Genomic DNA, 23,393 nt, shown 5'->3' with positions numbered 1-23,393 from the left:
CGACCACCTCCGCGTCGGACCAGGACACGGTCGCCTTCTGGAAGGACGCGGTCCCTTCGACGCCGGTGCCCCCGACATGGGGCATCATCTGGCCCATGAGCAACCCCCCTCCCGCCGCAGGCCCGAACGACGACACCGGCCGCAGGCGCGCGGCGGTGCGCAGGGAGCGGATGACCGGCCGGGACCCGGCCGAACCGGGACGCACCGCCACCCCGCTGGAGTTGCTGTTCGACCTCACCTTCGTGGTCGCGGTGGGCACGGCCTCCTCCCTGGCCGCCGAGATGCTGGCCGAGGGACACCTGCGCGACGCGGTGACCGCCTTCGGGCCGGCGATGTTCGCGATCGTCCTCGCGTGGATCAACTACAGCTGGTTCGCCTCCGCCTTCAGCACCGACGACTGGCTGGACCGGGCGCTGACGATGCTGCAGATGATCGGGGTCGTCGTCCTCTCGCTCGGGCTGCCGGCGCTGTTCCACTCCGTCGAGGAGGGGGACCACCTGGACCTGCGGGTGATCGTCGCCGGCTACGTCGTGATGCGTCTCGCGATGCTCCTTCAGTGGTGGCGTGCCGCCAGCGAGTCCCTGCACCACCGGCGGGTCGCCCTCGCCAACATCCGCTGGACGGCACTCGTGCAGGTCGGCTGGGTCGCTCTCGCCTTCGCGAGCCCGCCGCTCGCCGTCACCCTGGCCGCCTTCGGCGTCCTCGCGGCGCTGGAACTGCTGGTGCCCGTGTTCGCCCAGGGGAACGCCGGGGGCACGCCCTGGCATCCGCACCACGTCGCCGAGCGCTACGGCCTCTTCGCGATCATCACCCTCGGCGAGGGGGTGGTCGGCACCGTGGCGTCGTCCGGCGAACTGCTCGGCGGCGCCGACGGCACGCAGTGGACGGGTGACGCGATCGCCGTCGTGGTCGCCGGCGTCGGCCTGACCTCGGCATGTGGTGGGTGTACTTCACCGTTCCGTTCGGCGAGATCCTCACCCACCGCCGCGGGCGGGGCTACCTCTTCGGCTACGGGCACCTCCCGCTCTACGCGGCCGTCGCCGGCACCGGCGCGGGCCTGCACGTGGCGGGACTCTCCCTCGAACACCACGCGCGGATCAGCGAGGTGGCGGTGGTGCTGCTCCTCGCCCTCCCGACGGCCGTGTACCTGTCCACGGTCCACGTGCTGCGCGCCCTGCTGCTGTCCGGCTGGGACCGCTTCCACCTGCTCACGACGTCCCTGACCCTGGCGATCCTGGCCGCCGCCGTCCTGATGGCGGCCGCGGGCACGGGCGTCGCGCTCTGTCTGCTGGTCGTCATGGCGGCCTCCTTCGTCCCCGTCGTCGGCCACGAGACCGCGGGCCGCGACCACCAGCGCCGCCTGCTGCACCGCCTCCGAGAGGCCGACGCCCGGTAGTGCGGGGCAGGTTGTCGGTGCCCTGCGCGAGGATGCGGGCGTAGGGCGGCCTGTCCCGGCAGGGGCTTCCCGGAGCCGTCCTGCTTTCCTGGTCGAGTTTCCTGGTCGAGGACGAGGGGGTGCGCGGTGGGGCGACCGGTGACGGACGAGGAACCGACGGCGGAGGAGTGGCGGCGACGGCACTTCGAGACGTGGCAGTGGAACGGGCGGCCGCCGGGCGAGGACCTGCGCCGCCGTCTCCGCCACAGCAACGTGCTCGGTCTCCTCGCCTACGACAGCGACCTCGTGCACGACCTCGACGCCGCGGAGCCGTCGGTGCAGCGCGCGGTGGCCTCGCTGGCCGCCCGGCGCGCCTGCGAGGCGGCGGGCCTCGCCGAGGTGCCGTGGATCGCCCGGGCGCTCACCGACCTGGCCGAGGGACGCCCCCTGGGGTCGCCGTTCGACGACCAGGCCCTGATGTGGCAGACGCTGCGCTCCGACCCGGCCGTACCGCAACGCGCGGTGACGAAGGGTGTGCCCCCCGCCCGGCCGCCGTACTTCCCGCCGCCTCCGGAGCCGACCGGGTGGGAGTGGGTTCCGGAGGCGGAGCTGAGCGACGACGACCCGGAGGGCACCGAGACCGGCAAGCTCCTGGGCAGGTGGGTGCGGACGGCGCCGGCCGCCGGCAGGCGGTCACCGTCCGCCTCGCACGAGGTCCACGTCGTGCGCATGGCGGTCCCGGCCGGTGCCCCCGCCGCCCCGGAGCTGATCTCCCAGCCGCACTTCGCGCTCCCCGCGGTCCCGGGCGCCGCCGAGGCCGACCCGCTGAAGGCGGCGGTGGAGGCGGTGTGGCACGCGGTGAACGGGTGCGGCGAGCACTGGCCGGAACTGCTGGAGGAGATCCGGGCCGTCCTCGCCGGGAGCGCCCGCGCGGGGGAGTAGGCGGGCGTTTTCGCGGCATGACGAGCCGGCTCTCCGGCCCGAGCGGCGCCTCTCGGCCCGGCGGTCCCGGCGACGATGCGCACCGCACCTTCCCGGTGCGTTTCCCCTCCACCCACTGCGCATGTCTGTGTCACCGGAAGGCGCACCGGGCGACCACTCCACCTGGGTTACCTCAAGTACCGTGTCTGCACGCGGACTTGAGGGGGCATGGACGTGCACTACGGGGAACGCGAAATGCTGCCGGCGTGTTCGGCGAACCCGCGGATGGGGACCAGTCAGGGGTTCGACGTCCAGCGGCAGGTGGAGGCGGTGGTACAGGACTTCCGCTCGAGCGACCCGCCCATGCCCGTCGTCGTCCTGTACTCGGACGACGACACCGGTGCACGGAGCATCGCGACGGAGTTGTGCGAGGTGCAGAAGAGCCACGGCACCCGGTGCGCGGTCCCGTCGGCGATGGCAGGAGGGCGTCGGCGGGCACGGCCCGACGAGGGCGTAGGGGCGGCCGACGCCAGGGCGGAGGGATTGCGCAACGCGATCCACGCGGTCGGTGAGCTCAGTGATCCGAAGAAGTGGAACGGCGTCGGCTCGCGCGCCGACCGGGACCGTTCGGACTACCGGCGGTACGCCTTTCCCCGGACGCGATTCGTCGTCGCGGTCGACGACGCCGTGAAGAGGTGGGCGGAGTCGGCCTCGGCGGGCGAGGCGGACCGGCGGGCCTCGGAGAAGGCGTTGCTGAGGGCGCTGGTGGAGGGGCGTCGTCCCCAGTTCTCCCACTGGGTGCCGCGGCGAACGGTCAGCGACATGAGCCACGTGTTCCCGATGATCATCACGACGGTCGTCGCCGCCACCCTGGCGGCGACCCTCGCGGACGTCTCGGGGCTCACGGCGGCGCTCTGCGGCACCGGCCTCGTGGCGCTGCTCCTCATCCTCAACTTCGTGCCGCGCAGCATGCCGGTCTTCCAGTGGCTGCGCAGGGAGTGCCGCTGGTTCATGACCACCACGTTCCTGCGGGCGGCCGCCGCGCGGAGCCGGCCCGTCGCGGTGTCGCCGTTGCGGCCGTTCCGGTCCCGGGACGCCGTCGCGGCGCGCCTGTACGAGGTCGCCCAGGCCATGACCGACAGCCAGGAGAAGGACGCGTTCCGGCTGCGGCTGCACGTGCTGGCCCTGCTCGAGGACCTGCGGGACAACCACCGTCGGTGGAGCTGGGACCTTCGCGGGTTCAAGCGGCTCCGGCCGCCCATGTTGTTCCTCCCGGTGGCGGACGCGGACAACGGGGGAATCGAGCTGATCAAGGCCGTCAGCGACATCCGCAGCCGTCGCAGTGAGCTCGACCCGCTGCTGGTGGTCGCCGCCGTGCCCGACGGCAGCATCGACCTGCTGAGACGCCACCTCCCGGCGGACGGGGGAGCGGGAACGGCCGGGGACGGACGCGCGCACGAGGCCGGCCCGGCGGAACTCTCCGACTGGCACAGGGAGTGGGCCGCCGACCTGCGGGTGGGCCAGTCCCCGAGCCACTGGGGCGGTCTGCCCTGGGTGGTGAGAATCCCGGTGCCGGACACGGAGCACCAGACCCCGCCGGGCAGGGAACAGTGCGTGAAGGCGTCCACGAGGCGCACCGTCGCCCGGGTCGTGTGGTCCGCGCAGACGCTCGCCCTGTCGCTGGCCCTGATGGCCGGGGGCACCGCCGTGTACGCCGACGCGCTGTCCGACCGTCACTGCTCCACCACCTGGCTGACCGCGAACCGGGACACCCGCCGCAAGGCCGCTTCCGGCGGCCGCGCCGAGGAGTGCATCGGGATCGCCACGGACGGCGTCCGGTTCTCCACATGGCTGCCGGGCGGCGACAGCGAACCGGTCGGCGGGGAGGCGTCCCGCTCGGGTGGTGCGCCCTGGTCCCTGTCCCAGCTGGAGACGAGGATCGAGGAGCAGAACGAGAAGGCCCTGAGGGAAGGCCGGGGCAAGTACGTCACGGTGGTCTACGCGGGGCCGCTCAGTGCCGACGAACGACGCGGCTACTCCCCCGTGAAAGGGCTGGAGGAGCTCGGCGGTGTGTACCTCGCCCAGGCGGTGGTGAACAAGGCGTCCAGTGTGAAGCTGCGGGTGCTCGTGGCCAACGGTGGCGTCGACCTGGGTGACCAGGTCGAGATGGCCGAGCTGATCGCCGCGTACGCGGAGCGGGACCCGACCCTGGTGGGCGTGGTCGGGACGGGCCGGGATCTCGACTCCAGCGCGAGGACGACGCGGATCCTCCAGCGGGCGGGGTTGCCCGTGGTGTCCGGGACCAACTCCGCCACCTATCTGCCCAGGCAGTTCGCGAACTGGTTCGGCCTCGCCGCGCCGGACGAGTGGCAGACCTCTCAACTGGGCCTGATAGCGCGGCAGCTGCGCCGGGCGGCCGAGGGCCGGAAGCCGTCAGCGATGGTGGTCGCCCGCGACACCGAGGCCTCCGACGACCGCTACACGGAGGAACAGGCCCGCTACGGCGGGGAGATGCTCGACCGGGAGGACTTCGCCGTTCAGGAGCCGTTGTCGTACGCCCTCAGCCCCGGGGGCGACCCCGAGTTCCGGGGGCCGGCCGGGAAGATCTGTGAGAGCGCCGATGTGCCGTCGGTGATCTATTTCGCGGGCCGGGTGGAGGACGTCAGTCCCTTCATGGAACAGCTGGGCACGCACGCGGGCTGCGCCGACCGGAAGATGTCCGTCATCACCGGTGACGACCTGTCCAAGGCCGTCTTCGCGCCCGGCAGCGAGAGCGTGGCTCCCGAGGTCACGCTGTACCACGCGGCGCTGGCCGAGTTGGGCAAGGCCGCCCGGGGTACGGAGTTCTACAACCACGCCGCGGAGTACCTGCCCGGCGTCGGCGACAAGGTGCGGTACGACTCGCCCGCGCTGGCCAGCGGGCAGACCGCCCTGTCGTACGACTCGACCCGCGCCCTGTTCGACGCGGCCTCCCGTGACGACACCGCGCAGAGCAGGAGCTCCACCTGGGTCAATCTCCGCGCCGTCCGGCTTCACGGAATGGCCACCGGCACGATCGACTTCCAGCAGGCGCCGCTCTACGCGGGCCGCACCGGGCACAGCATCGCCCTCATGGAGGTCCGCCGCCTCGAGGACGGGTCCTCGCACTCCCGTGTGGTGTGCAGCCGGGTGGCCGGGGACACGCGACCGCTCACGGAGAAGGAATGCGCGATCGGGGACGGGGGCGCCGGCTGAGCCCTGGCGCGGTCCGGAGACGGAGGCGCCGCCGCACCCCGCCCGTCCGGTGCGGCGGGGGCGACGGCGTCCTGACCTCAGATGTCGCGGAAGATCTCGATCTGCGCGCCCACCGAGTTGAGGCGGGCCGCGAGGTCCTCGTAGCCGCGGTTGATGACGTACACGTTGCGCAGCACCGACGTGCCCTCGGCCGCCATCATCGCGAGGAGGACGACCACGGCCGGGCGGAGCGCCGGCGGGCACATCATCTCGGCGGCGCGCCAGCGGGTGGGGCCGTCGACCAGGACCCGGTGCGGGTCGAGGAGCTGGAGGCGGCCGCCGAGGCGGTTGAGGTCGGTGAGGTAGATGGCCCGGTTGTCGTAGACCCAGTCGTGGATGAGGGTCTGGCCCTGCGCCGAGGCCGCGATGGCCGCGAAGAACGGCACGTTGTCGATGTTCAGGCCCGGGAACGGCATCGGGTGGATCTTGTCGATCGGCGCCTCCAGCTTGGAGGGCCGGACGGTGAGGTCCACCAGGCGGGTGCGGCCGTTGTCGGCGCTGTACTCGGGGGAGCGGTCGTGGTCGAGACCCATCTCCTCCAGGACGGCCAGCTCGATCTCCAGGAACTCGATCGGCACGCGCCGCACGGTCAGCTCGGACTCGGTGACCACCGCCGCGGCCAGCAGGCTCATCGCCTCGACCGGGTCCTCGGAGGGCGAGTAGTCGACGTCCACGTCGATCTCCGGCACGCCGTGCACGGTGAGCGTGGTGGTGCCGATGCCCTCGACCTTGACCCCCAGCGCCTCCAGGAAGAAGCACAGGTCCTGGACCATGTAGTTCGACGAGGCGTTGCGGATGACGGTGACGCCGTCGTGGCGGGCGGCGGCCAGCAGGGCGTTCTCGGTCACCGTGTCGCCGCGCTCAGTCAGCACGATCGGACGGTTCGGGGTGATCGTCCGGTCCACCTGGGCGTGGTACAGGCCCTCGGTGGCGGCGATGTCCAGGCCGAAGCGGCGCAGCGCGATCATGTGCGGCTCGATGGTGCGGGTGCCCAGGTCGCAGCCGCCGGCGTAGGGCAGCTTGAAGTCGCCCAGGCGGTGCAGCAGCGGGCCGAGGAACATGATGATCGAGCGGGTGCGGCGGGCCGCGTCCGCGTCGATGGACGCCATGTCCAGCTCGGCGGGCGGCACGATCTCCAGGTCCACGCCGTCGTTGATCCAGCGGGTCCGTACGCCGATGGAGTTGAGTACCTCCAGCAGGCGGTAGACCTCCTCGATACGGGCCACCCGGCGCAGGGTGGTGCGGCCCTTGTTGAGGAGCGAGCCGCACAGCAGCGCCACGCAGGCGTTCTTGCTGGTCTTGACGTCGATGGAGCCGGAGAGCCGGCGCCCGCCGACCACCCGCAGGTGCATCGGCCCCGCGTATCCCAGAGAGACGATCTCGCTGTCGAGAGCCTCGCCGATCCGGGCGATCATCTCAAGGCTGATGTTCTGGTTGCCGCGCTCGACCCTGTTGATGGCGCTCTGGCTGGTGCCCAGGGCCTCCGCCAGTTGCGCCTGTGACCAGCCGCGATGCTGTCGTGCGTCACGGATGAGGCGGCCGATGCGTACGAGATAGTCGTCTGCCATGTGACTGAGGCTATCTCAGATATGAGATGACGCATCCCGGGGGTGGGGTCCGCAGGGCCGGACGGGTGACGGAATGGTCCGTCCGGCCGACGGGTCAGCGCCGCCGGGTGGTGTGGCGGTAGCCGAACGGGCCGGGCAGGTCCATCGAGGTGGTCCGCCGGCCGTTGGAGTTGTAGGTGTGGCGCGGGCCGTCGCCGTTGCCGAACGTCAGGGACCACGACTTCTTGTTGATGTTCAGACGCACGCCGGGCCATATGCGGAAGCTCTTGCGGAAGGTGAGCGGCACGGTTCGATCCCTTCGGGTCTTTTGGACTCGTCTCCGTGCGGATACCCGGAGGGAGGCCTCGCATGGCCCCTTCTCCCGTCGCGACCCCATGCCGGACGGGGTCGGGGCATGACCAGGCCGACCCTATGTACTAGAGTTATCTCGACATCGAGATATCTGTCGGAGGAACGCCGCTCGCCGTCCTCTGGTAAGGCTTACCTAACTTAGCCTTGCCCTGGCTGATCGCCAAACCCGGCGTGGCGGCACCGAGCGGCGCCGGTCGCACCCGGGTGCGACGCGGTCACGCGCACATGAATGAAGGAGACTGTCGTGTCGGCGAACAGCTTCGACGCCCGCAGCACGCTGCAGGTGGGCGACGAGTCGTACGAGATCTTCCGGCTGGACAAGGTGGAGGGCTCGGCCCGCCTGCCGTACAGCCTCAAGGTCCTGCTGGAGAACCTGCTGCGCACCGAGGACGGTGCGAACATCACCGCCGACCACATCCGTGCGCTCGGTGGCTGGGACTCGCAGGCGCAGCCCTCGCAGGAGATCCAGTTCACGCCGGCCCGCGTGATCATGCAGGACTTCACCGGCGTGCCCTGTGTCGTGGACCTCGCCACCATGCGTGAGGCCGTGAAGGAGCTCGGCGGCGACCCGTCGAAGATCAACCCGCTGGCCCCGGCCGAGCTGGTCATCGACCACTCGGTCATCGCCGACAAGTTCGGCACCCACGAGGCGTTCGCCCAGAACGTGGAGCTGGAGTACGGCCGCAACCGCGAGCGCTACCAGTTCCTGCGCTGGGGCCAGACCGCGTTCGACGAGTTCAAGGTCGTCCCGCCGGGCACCGGCATCGTCCACCAGGTGAACATCGAGCACCTGGCCCGCACGGTCATGGTCCGCGGCGGCCAGGCCTACCCCGACACCCTGGTCGGCACCGACTCGCACACCACCATGGTCAACGGCCTCGGCGTCCTCGGCTGGGGCGTCGGCGGCATCGAGGCCGAGGCCGCGATGCTCGGCCAGCCGGTCTCCATGCTGATCCCGCGCGTCGTCGGCTTCAAGCTGACCGGCGAGCTTCAGCCCGGCACCACCGCCACCGACCTGGTGCTCACCATCACCGAGATGCTGCGCAAGCACGGCGTCGTCGGCAAGTTCGTCGAGTTCTACGGCGAGGGCGTCGCCGCCACCTCGCTGGCCAACCGCGCCACCATCGGCAACATGTCGCCGGAGTTCGGCTCCACCGCCGCGATCTTCCCGATCGACGACGAGACGCTGAACTACCTCAAGCTCACCGGCCGCAGCGAGCAGCAGGTCGCGCTGGTCGAGGCGTACGCCAAGGAGCAGGGCCTCTGGCTGGACCCGTCCGCCGAGCCGGACTTCTCCGAGAAGCTCGAGCTGGACCTGTCCACCGTCGTCCCGTCGATCGCCGGCCCGAAGCGCCCGCAGGACCGCATCGTCCTGGCGAACGCCGCTGAGCAGTTCAAGACGGACGTCCGCAACTACGTGACGGACGAGATGGAGGCGAGCATCGAGTCCTTCCCCGGCTCCGACGCCCCGTCGACCCTCCCGGACGCCACCCCGTCCAAGCCGGTCCCCGTCACCGCCCCCGACGGCACGACCTACGAGCTGGACCACGGCGCCGTGACCGTCGCCGCGATCACCTCCTGCACCAACACCTCGAACCCGTACGTCATGGTCGCCGCCGCGCTGGTGGCCAAGAAGGCGGTCGAGAAGGGCCTGACCCGTAAGCCGTGGGTCAAGACCACCCTCGCCCCGGGCTCCAAGGTCGTCACCGACTACTTCGACAAGGCGGGCCTGACCCCCTACCTCGACAAGGTCGGCTTCAACCTGGTCGGCTACGGCTGCACCACCTGCATCGGCAACTCCGGCCCGCTGCCGGACGAGGTCTCCCAGGCGGTCAACGAGCACGACCTCGCGGTCACCTCGGTGCTCTCCGGCAACCGCAACTTCGAGGGCCGGATCAACCCGGACGTCAAGATGAACTACCTGGCGTCCCCGCCGCTGGTCGTCGCGTACGCCCTGGCCGGCTCCATGAAGGTGAACATCACCCAGGACGCCCTGGGCGTCGACCAGGACGGCAACCCGGTCTTCCTCAAGGACATCTGGCCCTCCGAGGCCGAGGTGAACGAGGTCGTGGCCTCCGCCATCGGCGAGGACATGTTCTCCAAGTCCTACCAGGACGTCTTCGCGGGCGACGCCCAGTGGCAGGCGCTGCCCGTCCCGACCGGCAACACCTTCGAGTGGGACCCGCAGTCCACCTACGTGCGCAAGCCCCCGTACTTCGAGGGCATGACCATGGAGACCACGCCGGTCGAGGACATCACCGGCGCGCGTGTCCTGGCCAAGCTGGGCGACTCGGTCACCACCGACCACATCTCCCCGGCCGGCGCCATCAAGGCCGACACCCCGGCCGGCAAGTACCTCACCGAGCACGGTGTGGAGCGTCGTGACTTCAACTCCTACGGCTCGCGCCGAGGCAACCACGAGGTCATGATCCGCGGCACGTTCGCCAACATCCGCCTGCGCAACCAGATCGCGCCGGGCACCGAGGGCGGCTACACCCGCGACTTCACGCAGGACGGCGGCCCGGTCGCCTTCATCTACGACGCCTCGCAGAACTACCAGGCCGCCGGCACCCCGCTGGTCGTCCTGGCCGGCAAGGAGTACGGCTCCGGCTCGTCCCGCGACTGGGCGGCCAAGGGCACCGCGCTGCTGGGCGTCAAGGCCGTCATCGCCGAGTCCTACGAGCGCATCCACCGCTCGAACCTCATCGGCATGGGCGTCCTGCCGCTCCAGTTCCCGGAGGGCCAGACCGCCTCGACCCTCGGTCTCACCGGCGAGGAGACCTTCTCCTTCACCGGCGTGACCGCGCTGAACGACGGCACCACGCCGCGCACGGTCAAGGTCACCACCGACACCGGTGTGGAGTTCGACGCGGTCGTCCGCATCGACACCCCCGGCGAGGCCGACTACTACCGCAACGGCGGCATCATGCAGTACGTGCTGCGCAGCCTGATCCGCAAGTAGATCTTCCGCCGCACCAGGCCGGGCCGCGTCCTCCTTCCCGGGAGGACGCGGCCCGGCCGTCGTTTTCGCGGGGTGTGACCCGGAGGTCTCAACTAGGAAAAGACCCGTCGCAACCCTGTGCGCGATCTTGTCCACGCGCGGAGAGTGGACTATACCTGTCGGGCATCGGCCGGGTCCGGGAGAGGGACGGGGGAGGGCAACACACCGAAGCCCCAGCCTTCCGCCCCTGCCGGGGCCCTGACGCTGTATGTGTTTCTGACACCACCCGCACCACTCGCACCACCCCTGCACGACCCAGCTCGACCGACCGCGGTGCCGGGGAGGAACCGGTTCACCGCCTGAGTCCTGGAGAAGGCGAGGACTTTGCGCATGGGATCCACTTCCGCCGATGCCGAGAACAACACGACCGGTGCGGTCGACGGCGTAGGACGCCGTGACCTCATCAAGCGGTCCGCCGCGCTCGGCCTGGCAGCCGTGCCGGCCACGGGCTTCCTCTCCGCCTGCGCCAGCGGCGGCGGGGACGAGGCGACCGACACGTCCGGGCAGGGACCGAAGACCGCCAAGAACCCCCTGGGTGTCACGGCGAGCGCCCCGATGGAGTTCGTCCTCTTCAACGGCGGGTTCGGCAAGGAGTACGGCGAGGACGCCGTCAAGATCTACGAGAAGAACTTCCCCAAGTCCAAGGTGAAGTTCACCGCCACCCTGAAGATCCAGTCCACCCTGCAGCCGCGCTTCAACGGCGGCACCCCGCCGGACCTCATCGACAACTCCGGCGCCGAGCAGATGGACATGGGCGTCCTGGTCGGCCAGAAGCAGCTCGCCGACCTCACCCCGCTGCTGGACGCCCCGTCCTACGACGACCCGGCCAAGAAGGTCCGCGACACGCTGCGGCCCGGCATCGTCGAGATGGGCCAGTTCGACGGCGACCCGGTGTACATCATGTACTACGCGTACACCACCTACGGCGTCTGGTACTCGCAGAAGGCCCTCGACCAGCTCGAGGTGGAGTACCCGGAGACCTGGGACGACATGCTCGCCGTCTGCGCCAAGGCGAAGAAGAAGGGCACCGCGGGCTGGACCTACCCGGGCCAGTACCCCTACTACATCCCCTTCTCGCTCTACGCGATGATCGGCAAGGTCGGCGGCGCCGACGTGCTCAAGGCGATCGACAACCTGGAGCCCAACGCCTGGAAGCACCCGGCCGTCAAGGCCTGCTTCGAGGCGTACTACGAGCTCTACCGCAAGGGCTACATCCTCAAGGGCACGCCGGGCCTCTCGCACACCCAGTCGCAGGCGGCCTGGGCCGAGGGCAAGGCGCTGTTCATCCCGAACGGCTCGTGGGTGGAGAACGAGTCGGCGGACGTCATCCCGGCCGACTTCGGGGTGTCGATAGGAGCCCCCTCCGGCCTGGACAGCTCCGACAAGATGCCCTTCGGCACCCTGTGGGCGTCCGGCGCCGAGCCCTTCGTCGTCCCGGCCAAGGCCAAGAACCCCTCCGGCGGCATGGAGCAGCTGCGCATCATGCTCAGCGAGGAGTCGTCGAAGAACTTCACCTCCAAGGTGAAGTCGCTGTCCGCGCTGGACGGCGGCACCGACGGCATCGAGCTGACCCCGGGCCTGAAGTCGGGTGTCGCCGCGCTGGAGAAGGCGGGCGACAACATCCTCAACCCGCGCATCCAGGACTGGTACGTCGCCCTCCAGAAGGAGAAGATCGGCACCGGCGGCATCGGCGAGATGATGGCGGGCCGGCTGACCCCGGCCGAGGCGATCAAGAAGATCCAGGGCTACGCCGACGAGGCGGCCAAGGACGACTCCATCAAGCACTACAAGCACACCTGAGCAAGCGCACCTGAGCGAGCCCTGTGAGCCCGTCCGCCGGGCGTGGTCCGTCCGTCACCCGACGCGCGGACCGCGCCCGGCGGAGGTCTCCACCGCCGTACCCACCGCCGCACAGATCGGGTCACCAGCGGATGCAGCACGGTAAGTACCGCTTCGTCGTCGGGTTCCTGACGGTCCCCCTGGCGTTGTACGCCATCTTCGTCGTCTGGCCCTTCATCCAGTCGATCTTCTACTCCTTCACCAACTGGTCCGGCCTGAGCCCGGAGTTCTCCATGGTGGGGATCGACAACTACACGCGCATGGTCGAGGACGACGTCTTCTGGAGGTCGCTCTGGCACAGCGTGCTGTTCGCGTTGGTCGTCCCGCTGGTGACCATCGGGCTGGCGCTGTTCCTGGCCTTCATGGTCAACGTGGGCGGACGCAAGCGGCGCGGTGGTCCGGCGATCACCGGCGTGCGCGGATCGTCGTTCTACAAGATCGTCTACTTCTTCCCGCAGGTGCTGTCGATCGTCATCGTCGCCCTGCTCTTCCAGTTCATCTACAACCCGCGCAGCGGCGTGCTGAACGCCCTGCTGTCGGGGATCGGACTGGACGCGCAGCCCGAATGGCTGGGCGACCCCGACCTGGCCCTGTGGTGCGTGATGGCCGTGGTGGTCTGGGCGACGGTCGGGTTCTTCGTGGTGCTGTTCTCGGCCGGCATGGCCTCCATCCCCGCCGAGCTCTACGAGGCCGCCCTGCTGGACGGCGCGAGCCGGGTCACCACCTTCTTCAAGGTGACCCTGCCGCTGCTGTGGGACACCGTGCAGTCCGGCTGGGTCTACATCGGCATCCTGGCCCTGGGCGCCGAGTCGTTCGCCGTGGTGCAGATCATGACCGTCGGCCCCGGCGGACCCGACTACTCGACCACCGTCATGGTCCTGTACGTGTACCAGAAGGCGTTCCGTGACGGTCAGGCCGCCTACGCGACCACCATCGGCGTCGCCCTGCTCGTCGTCACGCTGGCGTTCTCCGCGCTCGTGATGCGACTGGGCCGCCGCGAGCGGCTGGAGTACTGAGAGAGATGAAGACCGACACCCCGCCGCCCGGCGACGACGCCGTCCTCCCCGGCCCCGGCGCCCTGACCACCCGCGCCTCCGAGCGTCCGGACCGCCCCGCGCGCCGGACCAAGGAGGGCGAGGGCAAGGTCCTCAACGTCTTCTCGCACGGCGTGCTGGTGCTGTGGGCGATCATGGTCACCCTGCCGCTGCTGTGGGCCGTGATGACCGCCTTCAAGGACAACCGGGCCATCATCAGCTCGCCCTGGTCGCTCCCGGACAGCCTGCACTTCGACAACTTCACGCGGGCGTGGACCGAGGCGCAGATCGGCGACTACTTCTTCAACACGGTCGTCGTGGTGGGCTGTTCGCTGACCGGCACGCTGGTGCTCGGCTCCATGGCGGCGTACGTGCTGGCCCGGTTCGACTTCCCGGGCAACCGGTTCGTCTACTTCCTGTTCGTCGGCGGGATGAGCTTTCCGGTGATGCTCGCCCTGGTGCCGCTGTTCTACGTGGTGAACAACATCGGCCTGCTCAACACCACCCACGGGCTGATCCTGGTCTACATCGCGTACTCGCTGCCGTTCACCGTCTTCTTCCTGACCTCCTTCTTCCGCACGCTGCCCACCTCGATCGCGGAGGCCGCCTTCGTCGACGGGGCCTCGCACACCCGGACGTTCTTCCAGGTGATGCTGCCGATGGCGAAGCCCGGCCTGATCAGCGTCGGGATCTTCAACTTCCTCGGCCAGTGGAACCAGTACATGCTGCCCACGGTGCTCAACACCGAGGAGGACCACAAGGTGCTCACGCAGGGACTGGTGCAGATGACGGCCGTCGCGGGCTACAAGAGCGACTGGGCGGCGCTCTTCGCCGGCCTGGTGCTGGCGATGCTGCCGGTGCTCGGCGCGTACATCGTCTTCCAGCGGCAGGTCGTCCAGGGCCTCACCGCGGGCGCGCTGAAGTGACGGGGGCCGCCGGACCGCTCGGTCCGGCGGCCGTAAGCGGCACGAAGCACCCGGAAGCGGCCGCAAGCAGACCCCCGGAGTTCGCCTCCCGTTCAACGATCTGGTTCCACCTCTTGACGCAACGGTGGGCCAACCGATCAGCTTGGACTTCACTAGTTGGACAAGGCGGGGCCTCGCCGGAGCGGCCCCGTGCGGGAGGTCACCGTGGAGACTCCAGGCTCGCAGTCGTCACTGCACCGGGCAAACCTGGAGAGAGTGGTCAGAGCGGTACGTCTCGCCGGATCCCTGACCCAGGCGGAGATCGCCCGGACCACCGGTCTGTCGGCGGCGACCGTGTCGAACATCGTCCGGGAACTGAAGGACGCCGGGATGGTCGAGGTGACCCCCACCTCGGCCGGCGGCCGCCGCGCGCGGTCGGTCTCGCTGAGCGGGGACGCCGGGATCGTGGTCGGCATCGACTTCGGTCACTCCCACCTGCGCGTGGCGCTGGGCAACCTGGCCCACCAGGTGCTGGCCGAGGAGACCGAGCCGCTGGACGTGGACGTCTCCGCGGACCAGGGCTTCGACCGGGCCGAGCAGCTGGTGCGCCGCCTGGCCGAGAGCGTCGGCGCCGACCGCGGCAAGATCGCCGGGGTCGGCCTGGGCGTGCCCGGCCCCATAGACCTCCAGTCCGGCACGCTCGGCTCCACGGCCATCCTCCCCGGCTGGCGCGGTACCCGCCCGGCCGAGGAGCTCGAGTCCAGGCTGGGCGTTCCGGTCCATGTCGACAACGATGCCAACCTCGGCGCGCTCGGTGAGCTGACCTGGGGCAGCGGCCGGGGCGTCAGGGATCTGGCCTACATCAAGGTGGCCAGCGGCGTCGGCGCCGGCCTGGTCATCGACGGCAAGATCTACCGCGGCCCCGGCGGCACGGCGGGGGAGATCGGGCACATCACGCTCGACGAGTCGGGCCCGGTGTGCCGCTGCGGCAACCGCGGCTGCCTGGAGACCTTCACCGCGGCCCGCTACGTGCTGCCGCTGCTCCAGCCCACCCACGGCCCGGAACTGACCATGGAGTCCATGGTGCGCCTGGCCAAGGAGGGCGATCCGGGGTGCCGGCGGGTGATCGGCGACATCGGGCGCCATGTGGGCAGCGGGGTGGCCAATCTCTGCAACCTGCTCAACCCCGGCCGGATCGTGATCGGCGGGGACCTCGCCGAGGCGGGGGAGCTGATGCTGGGCCCGATCCGCGAGTCGGTGGGCCGCTACGCGATCCCGAGCGCCGCCCGGCAGCTGTCCGTGGTGCCCGGCGGGCTCGGCGGCAGGGCCGAGGTGCTGGGCGCGCTCGCGCTCGCCCTGAACGAGGTCGGCGACGCGGCCCTGCTCGGAGGCACGCCGCTACGCTCCGTCTCGAACTCGTTCACTTAGAGAACACACTCCGTCGTTGCAATACCGTTAAGTATTCACTTCTTGACGCCAAACCAGAAAATCTTGTTGACTTCGGTCACTTACCTCGGCCGCGACGGTGCGGCCGCGTCAGGGAGGCACTCCTCTTATGAACAGCAAGATTCGTGGCGTTGTGATCGGCGCTGCCGCTGTTTCCATGGCTCTGGCCATGACCGCCTGTGGCAAGGCCGGCGACGACGACGCCAAGGACAAGGGCGCGTCGGGCGACAAGGGTGGCAAGTCCATCGGTCTGCTGCTGCCCGACACCGTCACCGCGCGGTACGAGAAGTTCGACAAGCCTTACTTCGAGGCCAAGGTCCAGGCGCTCTGCTCCGACTGCACCGTCGAGTACGCGAACGCCGGCGCCGACCCCAACAAGCAGGCGCAGCAGGTCAGCGACATGATCACCAAGGGCGTCAAGGTGATCGTGGTCAGCGCGCAGGACTCCGCCGCCATCAAGTCCTCGGTGGAGGAGGCCAAGTCCAAGGGCGTCAAGGTCATCGCGTACGACCGCCTCGCCCAGGGCCCGGTGTCCGCCTACGTCTCCTTCGACAACGAGAAGGTCGGCCAGCTCCAGGGCGAGGCCCTGCTCGAGGGCATGGGCGACAAGGCGACCCCGAAGTCGAAGATCGTCATGATCAACGGTGACGACGCCGACCCGAACGCCGCCCAGTTCAAGAAGGGCGCCCACAGCGCCCTGGACGGCAAGGTCGACATCGCCTACGAGCAGACCGGCCTCTGGAAGGACACGGTCGCCGCGGAGAAGATGTCCGCCGCGATCACCCAGCTCGGCAAGAAGAAGATCGCCGGCGTCTACTCGGCCAACGACGGCATGGCCGGTGGCATCGCCAACGTCCTCAAGGGCGAGGGCCTCGGCGACCTCCCGCTGACCGGTCAGGACGCGGAGCTCGCGGCCATCCAGCGGATCGTCGCCGGCACCCAGTACGCCACCGTCTACAAGGCGTTCAAGCCGCAGGCTGAGGCCGCCGCCGAGCTCGCGGTCAAGCTGCTCGACGGTGACGACATCAAGTCCCTGGCCTCCGCCGAGGTCACCAGCGGCTCCGGCGACAAGGTCCCCGCCCAGCTGCTGGACCCGGTCTCCGTGACCCAGAAGAACATCGCGGACACCGTGGTCAAGGACAAGCTGTACACGGTCGAGGAGATCTGCTCCGGCGAGTTCGCCAAGGCCTGCGAGAAGGCCGGCCTCAAGTAACACCCGGCACCGTCCGGCCGCCCCGCGAGGGCGGCCGGACGGGCCCGGCGGCGGGAGACGCCAGGGTCACCCCGTCCCTCCCGCCGCCCGCCCCGCCCGGCCCTTGCCCCGTCCCGTCCCCCTCGGGACGGGACGGGGCAGTGGCCGGTCGGCACACCTCCGGAGCGCGCCCCCACGAGCGCGCGTCCACCCCGTACATCCTGTGCGTTCGCACACCCCACCGCGTTCTGCCCCCCGGAACGCGGCATCCCCGCCGGGTCAGGCGGCGAAGGAGATGATTCACGTGTCCGCTACGCCCGTGCTGGCGTTGCGCGGAGCCTCCAAGCGATTCGGTGCGGTTCAGGCCCTCACCGACGTCCACCTGGAGGTCCACGCCGGAGAAGTCGTCGCGCTGGTCGGCGACAACGGCGCCGGAAAGTCGACGCTCGTCAAGGCGATCGCCGGCGTCCACCCCATCGACGAGGGCGCCATCGAGTGGGAGGGCCGCCCGGTCCAGATCCACAAGCCCCACGACGCTCAGGAACTCGGCGTCGCGACCGTCTACCAGGACCTCGCCCTGTGCGACAACCTGGACGTCGTCGGCAACCTCTACCTCGGTCGTGAGCTGCGCCGTCGCGGCGTGCTCGACGAGGTCACCATGGAGCAGAAGGCCCGCGAGCTGCTGAGCACGCTGTCCATCCGCATCCCGAGCGTCCGCATCCCGATCGCCGGCCTCTCCGGCGGTCAGCGTCAGGTCGTCGCCATCGCGCGCGCCCTGATCGGCGAGCCCAAGATCGTCATCCTGGACGAGCCCACCGCCGCCCTCGGCGTCGAGCAGACCGCCCAGGTCCTCGACCTGGTCGAGCGGCTGCGCGAGCGCGGCCTCGGCGTCATCCTCATCAGCCACAACATGGCCGACGTCAAGGCTGTCGCCGACACCGTCGCCGTGCTGCGCCTGGGCAAGAACAACGGCACCTTCCCCGTGAAGGACACCAGCCACGAAGAGATCATCGCCGCCATCACGGGCGCCACGGACAACGCCGTGACCCGTCGCGCGGGGCGTCGCACCACGGAGGCGGCAAAGTGAGCGACACGACCAAGACCCCCACCCCGGCCCCGGCCGAGGACCCCACCGCCGCCGCGGCGGCGGCCCCCGCCGTCGACCCCCGCCTGCTGGTGCGCGAAGAGGGCTTCAAGGGCTACATCACCGAGTTCAAGCGCAAGGTCAAGGGCGGTGAGCTGGGCTCCATCCCGGTCGTCATCGGCCTGATCGTCATCGCGACGGTCTTCCAGCTCAACAACGACCGCTTCCTGAGCGCCGACAACCTGTCGAACATCGGCTACTACATGGCCGCCACCGGCATGCTGGCCATCGGCCTGGTCTTCGTGCTGCTGCTCGGCGAGATCGACCTGTCGGTCGGCTCGGTCAGCGGCCTGGCCTCCGCCGTGTTCGCCGTCGTGGTGACCAAGCACGGCATGGACGCCTGGCTGGCCCTGCTGCTCACGATCTTCACCGGTGTCGCCATCGGCGCGCTGCACGGCTGGTTCTTCGCCAAGATAGGCGTGCCCGCGTTCGTCGTCACCCTGGCCGGCTTCCTCGGCTGGAACGGCCTCATGCTGTGGCTCCTCGGCTCCAGCGGCACCATCAACATCCCCTCCGACGAGGGCCCGGTGCGCCTGCTGGGCAAGGCGTCCTTCCTGCTCGACCAGGACGTCGCCGGCGCCTACCTGCTGGCCGGCCTCGCCGTCCTGTCCCTGCTCGTCGGCTCCTTCATGGACCAGCGCCGCCGCCGCGCGGCCGGCGTCCCCTTCCGCCCGACCAGCGAGATCGTGCTGCGCGTGGTCGCCCTCGCGATCGTCTCCTTCGCCGCGGCCATGGTGTTCAACAGCTCCGCGGGCGTGCCCAACGCGCTGGTGATCTTCCTGATCTGCCTGGTGATCGTCGACTTCATCCTGCGCCGTACCTCGTTCGGCCGCAAGGTCTTCGCGGTCGGCGGCGGCGTCGAGGCGGCCCGCCGCGCGGGCATCAACGTCGAGCTCGTCCGCATCACCGTCTTCGCCATCGCGGGCGGTTTCGCGGCCATCGGCGGCATGTTCTTCGCCGGCCAGACCTCCAGCGCCACCATGCTGGCGGGCGGCGGCAACACCCTGATGCTGGCGATCGCCGCGGCGGTCATCGGCGGCACCAGCCTCTTCGGCGGCCGGGGCACCGTGTGGTCGGCGCTGCTGGGCATGCTGGTCATCCAGTCGATCAGCACGGGCCTGTCCCTGCTGAACATGGAGGCCTCGATCCAGTACATGATCACCGGCGCCGTCCTGCTCGGCGCGGTCGTCATCGACTCCGTCTCCCGGCGGAGCCAGAAGGCGGCGGGCCGGGCCTGACGCCCGATCCCAGCCCGCGGTGCCCGGCGTCCTCGTGATGCCGGGCACCGGCGTTTTCCCCCGGACGACGCAGCCGTCGCCGGGTCCGCCACCCGGGAACCGCCCCTCCCGCCCGCACGTTCAGTCGTCAGGACGCACGGGGCAGTCCTGCGGGAGCAGGAGGGGAACATTAGACTCGACAGGCCCCGCAACGCTCAACAGCTCTACTGCAAGGAGGCACGGGTGCCGCTGCTGACCCGCATCAGGGGACCGCGCGATCTGGACCGGCTCACCCCGGCGCAGCTTGACCAGCTGGCGGAGGAGATCCGGACCTTCCTCGTCGACGCCGTCTCCAAGACCGGCGGCCACCTCGGCCCCAACCTCGGCGTGGTGGAGCTCACCATCGCTCTGCACCGGGTGTTCGAATCCCCACGGGACAAGATCCTCTGGGACACCGGTCACCAGTCCTACGTCCACAAGCTGCTCACCGGGCGGCAGGACTTCTCCCGCCTGAAGATGAAGGGCGGCCTCTCCGGCTACCCCTCGCAGGCCGAGTCCGAGCACGACGTCATCGAGAACTCGCACGCCTCCACCGTCCTCGGCTGGGCCGACGGACTGGCCAAGGCCAACGAGGTCCTCCGCAAGGACGACCACGTGGTCGCCGTCATCGGCGACGGCGCCCTCACCGGCGGCATGGCCTGGGAGGCGCTGAACAACATCGCCGCCGCCAAGGACCGCCCGCTGGTCATCGTGGTCAACGACAACGAGCGCTCCTACGCGCCCACCATCGGCGGCCTCGCCAACCACCTGGCCACGCTGCGCACCACCGACGGCTACGAGCGCTTCCTCGCCCGTACCAAGGAGGTGCTGGAGAAGACCCCGGTGGTCGGCCGCCCGCTCTACGACACGCTGCACGGCGCCAAGAAGGGCCTCAAGGACTTCATCGCGCCGCAGGGCATGTTCGAGGACCTCGGCCTGAAGTACGTCGGTCCGATCGACGGCCACGACATCGAGGCGCTGGAGTCCGCGCTGGCCCGCGCCAAGCGGTTCAACGGCCCGGTCATCGTGCACTGCCTCACCGAGAAGGGCCGCGGCTACCGCCCGGCGCTCGAGGACGAGGCGGATCGTTTCCACGCCGTCGGCAAGATCCACCCGGACACCGGCCTGCCGGTCGCCACCGCCGGCGCCGACTGGACGTCCGTCTTCGGCGAGGAGATGGTCGCGCTCGGCAAGGAGCGCGAGGACATCGTCGCGATCACCGCCGCGATGCTCCAGCCGGTCGGCCTGGACAAGTTCGCCCAGGAGTTCCCCGAGCGGGTCTTCGACGTCGGCATCGCCGAGCAGCACGGCGCGGTCTCCGCGGCCGGCCTGGCCACCGGCGGCCTGCACCCGGTCTTCGCGGTCTACGCGACCTTCCTCAACCGCGCCTTCGACCAGGTGCTGATGGACGTCGCGCTGCACAAGTGCGGTGTGACGTTCGTGCTGGACCGGGCCGGCGTGACCGGCACCGACGGCGCCTCCCACAACGGCATGTGGGACATGTCGATCCTCCAGGTCGTCCCCGGCCTGCGGCTCGCCGCCCCGCGCGACGCCGACCAGGTCCGCGCCCAGCTGCGCGAGGCCGTCGAGGTCGACGACGCGCCGACGGTGGTCCGCTTCTCCAAGGGCGCCGTCGGCCCCGCCGTGCCGGCAGTGGGCCGCGTCGGCGGGATGGACGTGCTCCGCGAGGCGGGCGCCGAGCGGCCGGACGTGCTGCTGGTCTCGGTGGGCGCGCTGGCCCCGATGTGCCTGGAGATCGCCTCCCTGCTCGAGAAGCAGGGCATCTCCACCACCGTCGTCGACCCGCGCTGGGTCAAGCCGGTGGACGAGCAGATGGCGCCGCTCGCGGCGAAGCACCGCGTGGTCGTCACCGTCGAGGACAACTCCCGAGTCGGCGGCGTCGGCTCGGCCGTCGCCCAGGCGCTGCGCGACGCGGGCGTCGACGTCCCGCTGCGCGACTTCGGCATCCCGCCGCAGTTCCTGGACCACGCCTCGCGCGCCGAGGTCCTCACCGAGATCGGGCTCACCGCGCCGGACATCGCCCGCCAGGTCACCGGGCTGGTCTCCCAGCTCGACGGCCGCGAGGGCTTCGAGGCCGCCCCGGCCAAGGCGGGCTCCCGCCGCGGCTGACACGCGCCGACACCCTCCCGCGCCCCCGCAGGGCCCCGGACGCCTCGCGTCCGGGGCCCTGCGGTTTCCTGCCCCGCTCCGCGACGGCGTCCTCCCGGCCGGTCCCGGCGGGGCGACTGGGCCGGTTCCGCCGGGCTCTTCGCTCATCCCGGTGACAAACCGGACGGGGTGTCCTGAGCGGCGGAATTCGGGGAAGAGGGAAGGCACCCTCCGACCGTGTCGGGGACCCATGGGAGGAATGACGTGAGCAGCAGCAGCCTCTTCAGGACGAAGAAGGTCGAGCACTCCATCGAGGGGACGGAACATCCGGAACACCGGCTGAAGAAGTCCCTCTCCGCGCTGGACCTGACCGTTTTCGGCGTCGGCGTCGTCATCGGCACCGGCATCTTCGTCCTCACCGGGGCCGTCGCCAAGGAGACCGCCGGGCCCGCGACGGCGATCGCCTTCGTGATCGCCGGCGTGGTCTGCGCCCTCGCCGCGCTCTGCTACGCGGAGTTCGCCTCCACCGTGCCGGTCGCCGGATCGGCGTACACCTTCTCCTACACCTCCCTGGGCGAGCTGCCCGCCTGGATCATCGGCTGGGACCTGGTCCTGGAGTTCGCGCTCGGCACGGCGGTGGTGGCGGTCGGCTGGTCCGGCTACATCCGCTCCCTGCTGGAGAACGCGGGCTGGACGATGCCGGCCGTTCTCTCCGGCCGGGACGGCGTCGAGGGCTTCGGCTTCGACCTCTTCGCGGCGCTGCTGGTGCTGGTGCTCACCGCGGTCCTGGTCGTCGGGATGAAGCTGTCCGCCCGGATCACCTCCGTGGTGGTCGCCATCAAGGTGGGCGTGGTGCTGCTGGTGATCGTCGCGGGCGCCTTCTTCGTCAAGGCCGAGAACTACCGCCCCTTCATCCCCGCTCCCGTCCCCCAGGAGGCGGGCGGCGGCCTCCACGCCCCGCTGATCCAGCTGATCTTCGGCTTCGCCCCCGCCAACTTCGGCGTCCTGGGCATCTTCACCGCCGCCTCGGTGGTCTTCTTCGCCTTCATCGGCTTCGACGTCGTCGCGACCGCGGCCGAGGAGACCCGCAACCCGCAGCGTGACATGCCGCGCGGCATCCTGGGCTCCCTCGCCATCTGCACCACGCTCTACGTGCTGGTGTCGATCGTGGTCACCGGCATGCAGCACTACACCAAGCTCTCCGTCGACGCGCCGCTCGCCGACGCGTTCAAGGCGACCGGACACCCCTTCTTCGCCGGCGTCATCAGCTTCGGCGCGGCGATCGGCCTCACCACGGTCTGCATGATCCTGCTGCTCGGACAGACCCGGGTCTTCTTCGCGATGAGCCGTGACGGGCTGCTGCCCCGGTTCTTCTCCCATGTCCACCCGCGCTTCAAGACCCCCTACCGGCCGACCATCCTGCTCGGTGTGACCATCGCGGTGATCGCCGGCTTCACCCGGCTCAGCGTGCTGGCCGAGCTGGTGAACATCGGTACCCTCTTCGCCTTCGTGGTGGTCGCGATCAGCGTCGTCGTCCTGCGCCGCAACCGGCCCGACCTGCCGCGGGCCTTCCGCACCCCGCTGGTTCCGCTGCTGCCGATCGTCTCGGTGCTGGCGTCGGTGTGGCTGATGCTGAACCTGCCGGCCGAGACCTGGGTCCGGTTCGGGGTGTGGATGGCGCTCGGTGTCGTCGTCTACTTCGCGTACAGCCGCCGCAAGAGCCTGCTGGCCCCGGGGCGCGAGTCCGAGGCCCGCGCCGCCGCCCAGTCCGACTGAGCCACCGGCCCCATGGGCCCGCCCGGCCCGGGGGGCCGTGGGCCGCGTCGCGCGCCGGGGCCCACGGCGTTCGGCCCCGGCCCCGGCCCCGGCCCCGGGCCCGGGCCCGGGGCCTACTGCCGCATCGGTGAGCGCTCCGCGCTGACCTGGTTCGTGCTGCACGAGCTGCTGGGCGTGGAGAACGTGAAGAACTTCGACGGTTC

Annotated in this window: 14 protein-coding genes and 2 pseudogenes; 14 read left to right on the top strand and 2 right to left on the bottom strand. The window is 70.3% G+C overall.

Annotated elements, in window-relative coordinates; genetic code table 11:
* Positions 1–95: 95 nt before the first annotated feature.
* From ABT026_RS22235 to ABT026_RS22225, 3 genes and pseudogenes are all read left to right on the top strand, one after another.
* Positions 96–1,396 (top strand): annotated as a pseudogene (locus tag ABT026_RS22235) (low temperature requirement protein A).
* Between the two features lie 138 nt (positions 1,397–1,534).
* The gene (locus ABT026_RS22230; protein WP_351116661.1) at positions 1,535–2,317 is read left to right on the top strand and encodes a hypothetical protein; all 783 of its coding nucleotides are present in this window, start codon (positions 1,535–1,537) and stop codon (positions 2,315–2,317) included.
* Positions 2,318–2,581: 264 nt separating this feature from the next.
* Entirely contained in the window at positions 2,582–5,530 is a 2,949-nt protein-coding gene (locus ABT026_RS22225) for an ABC transporter substrate-binding protein (protein WP_351116659.1), read from the top strand.
* Between the two features lie 77 nt (positions 5,531–5,607).
* Here ABT026_RS22225 and ABT026_RS22220 read toward each other — a convergent pair whose 3' ends face one another.
* Together ABT026_RS22220 and ABT026_RS22215 are read right to left on the bottom strand one after the other, a co-directional pair.
* The gene (locus ABT026_RS22220; RefSeq protein ID WP_351116658.1) at positions 5,608–7,137 is read right to left on the bottom strand and encodes a UDP-N-acetylglucosamine 1-carboxyvinyltransferase; all 1,530 of its coding nucleotides are present in this window, start codon (positions 7,135–7,137) and stop codon (positions 5,608–5,610) included.
* A gap of 94 nt (positions 7,138–7,231) precedes the next feature.
* The gene (locus tag ABT026_RS22215; RefSeq protein WP_351116656.1) at positions 7,232–7,423 is read right to left on the bottom strand and encodes a DUF4236 domain-containing protein; all 192 of its coding nucleotides are present in this window, start codon (positions 7,421–7,423) and stop codon (positions 7,232–7,234) included.
* Positions 7,424–7,717: 294 nt separating this feature from the next.
* Between ABT026_RS22215 and acnA the strand changes: the two genes are divergently transcribed.
* From acnA to ABT026_RS22160, 11 genes and pseudogenes are all read left to right on the top strand, one after another.
* Positions 7,718–10,450 (top strand): aconitate hydratase AcnA, encoded by a 2,733-nt coding sequence (acnA, locus tag ABT026_RS22210; protein ID WP_351116655.1) that lies wholly within the window; start codon positions 7,718–7,720, stop codon positions 10,448–10,450.
* Positions 10,451–10,819: 369 nt separating this feature from the next.
* Positions 10,820–12,289, top strand: a complete 1,470-nt coding sequence (gene ngcE, locus ABT026_RS22205) for an N-acetylglucosamine/diacetylchitobiose ABC transporter substrate-binding protein (protein ID WP_351116654.1) — start codon at positions 10,820–10,822, stop codon at positions 12,287–12,289.
* A gap of 131 nt (positions 12,290–12,420) precedes the next feature.
* Positions 12,421–13,344 (top strand): carbohydrate ABC transporter permease, encoded by a 924-nt coding sequence (locus ABT026_RS22200; RefSeq protein WP_351116652.1) that lies wholly within the window; start codon positions 12,421–12,423, stop codon positions 13,342–13,344.
* 5 nt (positions 13,345–13,349) lie between these two features.
* Positions 13,350–14,288, top strand: a complete 939-nt coding sequence (locus ABT026_RS22195) for a carbohydrate ABC transporter permease (RefSeq protein WP_351116651.1) — start codon at positions 13,350–13,352, stop codon at positions 14,286–14,288.
* Between the two features lie 204 nt (positions 14,289–14,492).
* Positions 14,493–15,695: an ROK family transcriptional regulator gene (locus ABT026_RS22190; protein WP_351116649.1), complete on the top strand. Its 1,203-nt coding sequence runs from the start codon at positions 14,493–14,495 to the stop codon at positions 15,693–15,695.
* Between the two features lie 175 nt (positions 15,696–15,870).
* Positions 15,871–16,926 (top strand): sugar ABC transporter substrate-binding protein, encoded by a 1,056-nt coding sequence (locus ABT026_RS22185; RefSeq protein WP_502968026.1) that lies wholly within the window; start codon positions 15,871–15,873, stop codon positions 16,924–16,926.
* Positions 16,927–17,200: 274 nt separating this feature from the next.
* Positions 17,201–17,992: an ATP-binding cassette domain-containing protein gene (locus ABT026_RS22180; RefSeq protein WP_351116646.1), complete on the top strand. Its 792-nt coding sequence runs from the start codon at positions 17,201–17,203 to the stop codon at positions 17,990–17,992.
* A complete protein-coding gene (locus ABT026_RS22175) occupies positions 17,989–19,287 on the top strand; it encodes a sugar ABC transporter permease (protein WP_351116645.1) in 1,299 nt (432 codons plus the stop codon). Before ABT026_RS22180 ends, ABT026_RS22175 begins: the two co-directional genes overlap by 4 nt.
* A 222-nt stretch (positions 19,288–19,509) precedes the next feature.
* Positions 19,510–21,435, top strand: coding sequence for a 1-deoxy-D-xylulose-5-phosphate synthase (gene dxs, locus ABT026_RS22170; protein ID WP_351116643.1), 1,926 nt, complete (start codon positions 19,510–19,512; stop codon positions 21,433–21,435).
* A gap of 243 nt (positions 21,436–21,678) precedes the next feature.
* Positions 21,679–23,190: an amino acid permease gene (locus ABT026_RS22165; RefSeq protein WP_351116641.1), complete on the top strand. Its 1,512-nt coding sequence runs from the start codon at positions 21,679–21,681 to the stop codon at positions 23,188–23,190.
* 111 nt (positions 23,191–23,301) lie between these two features.
* A pseudogene (locus tag ABT026_RS22160) lies at positions 23,302–23,393 on the top strand (sulfurtransferase); the annotation flags it as partial.

Origin of the sequence: Streptomyces sp. NPDC002734 (assembly GCF_040295685.1) — a bacterium.
Lineage (GTDB): Bacteria > Actinomycetota > Actinomycetes > Streptomycetales > Streptomycetaceae > Streptomyces.
Note: the sequence above shows the minus strand (reverse complement) of the source record. Positions and strands in the feature narration are given on the sequence as shown.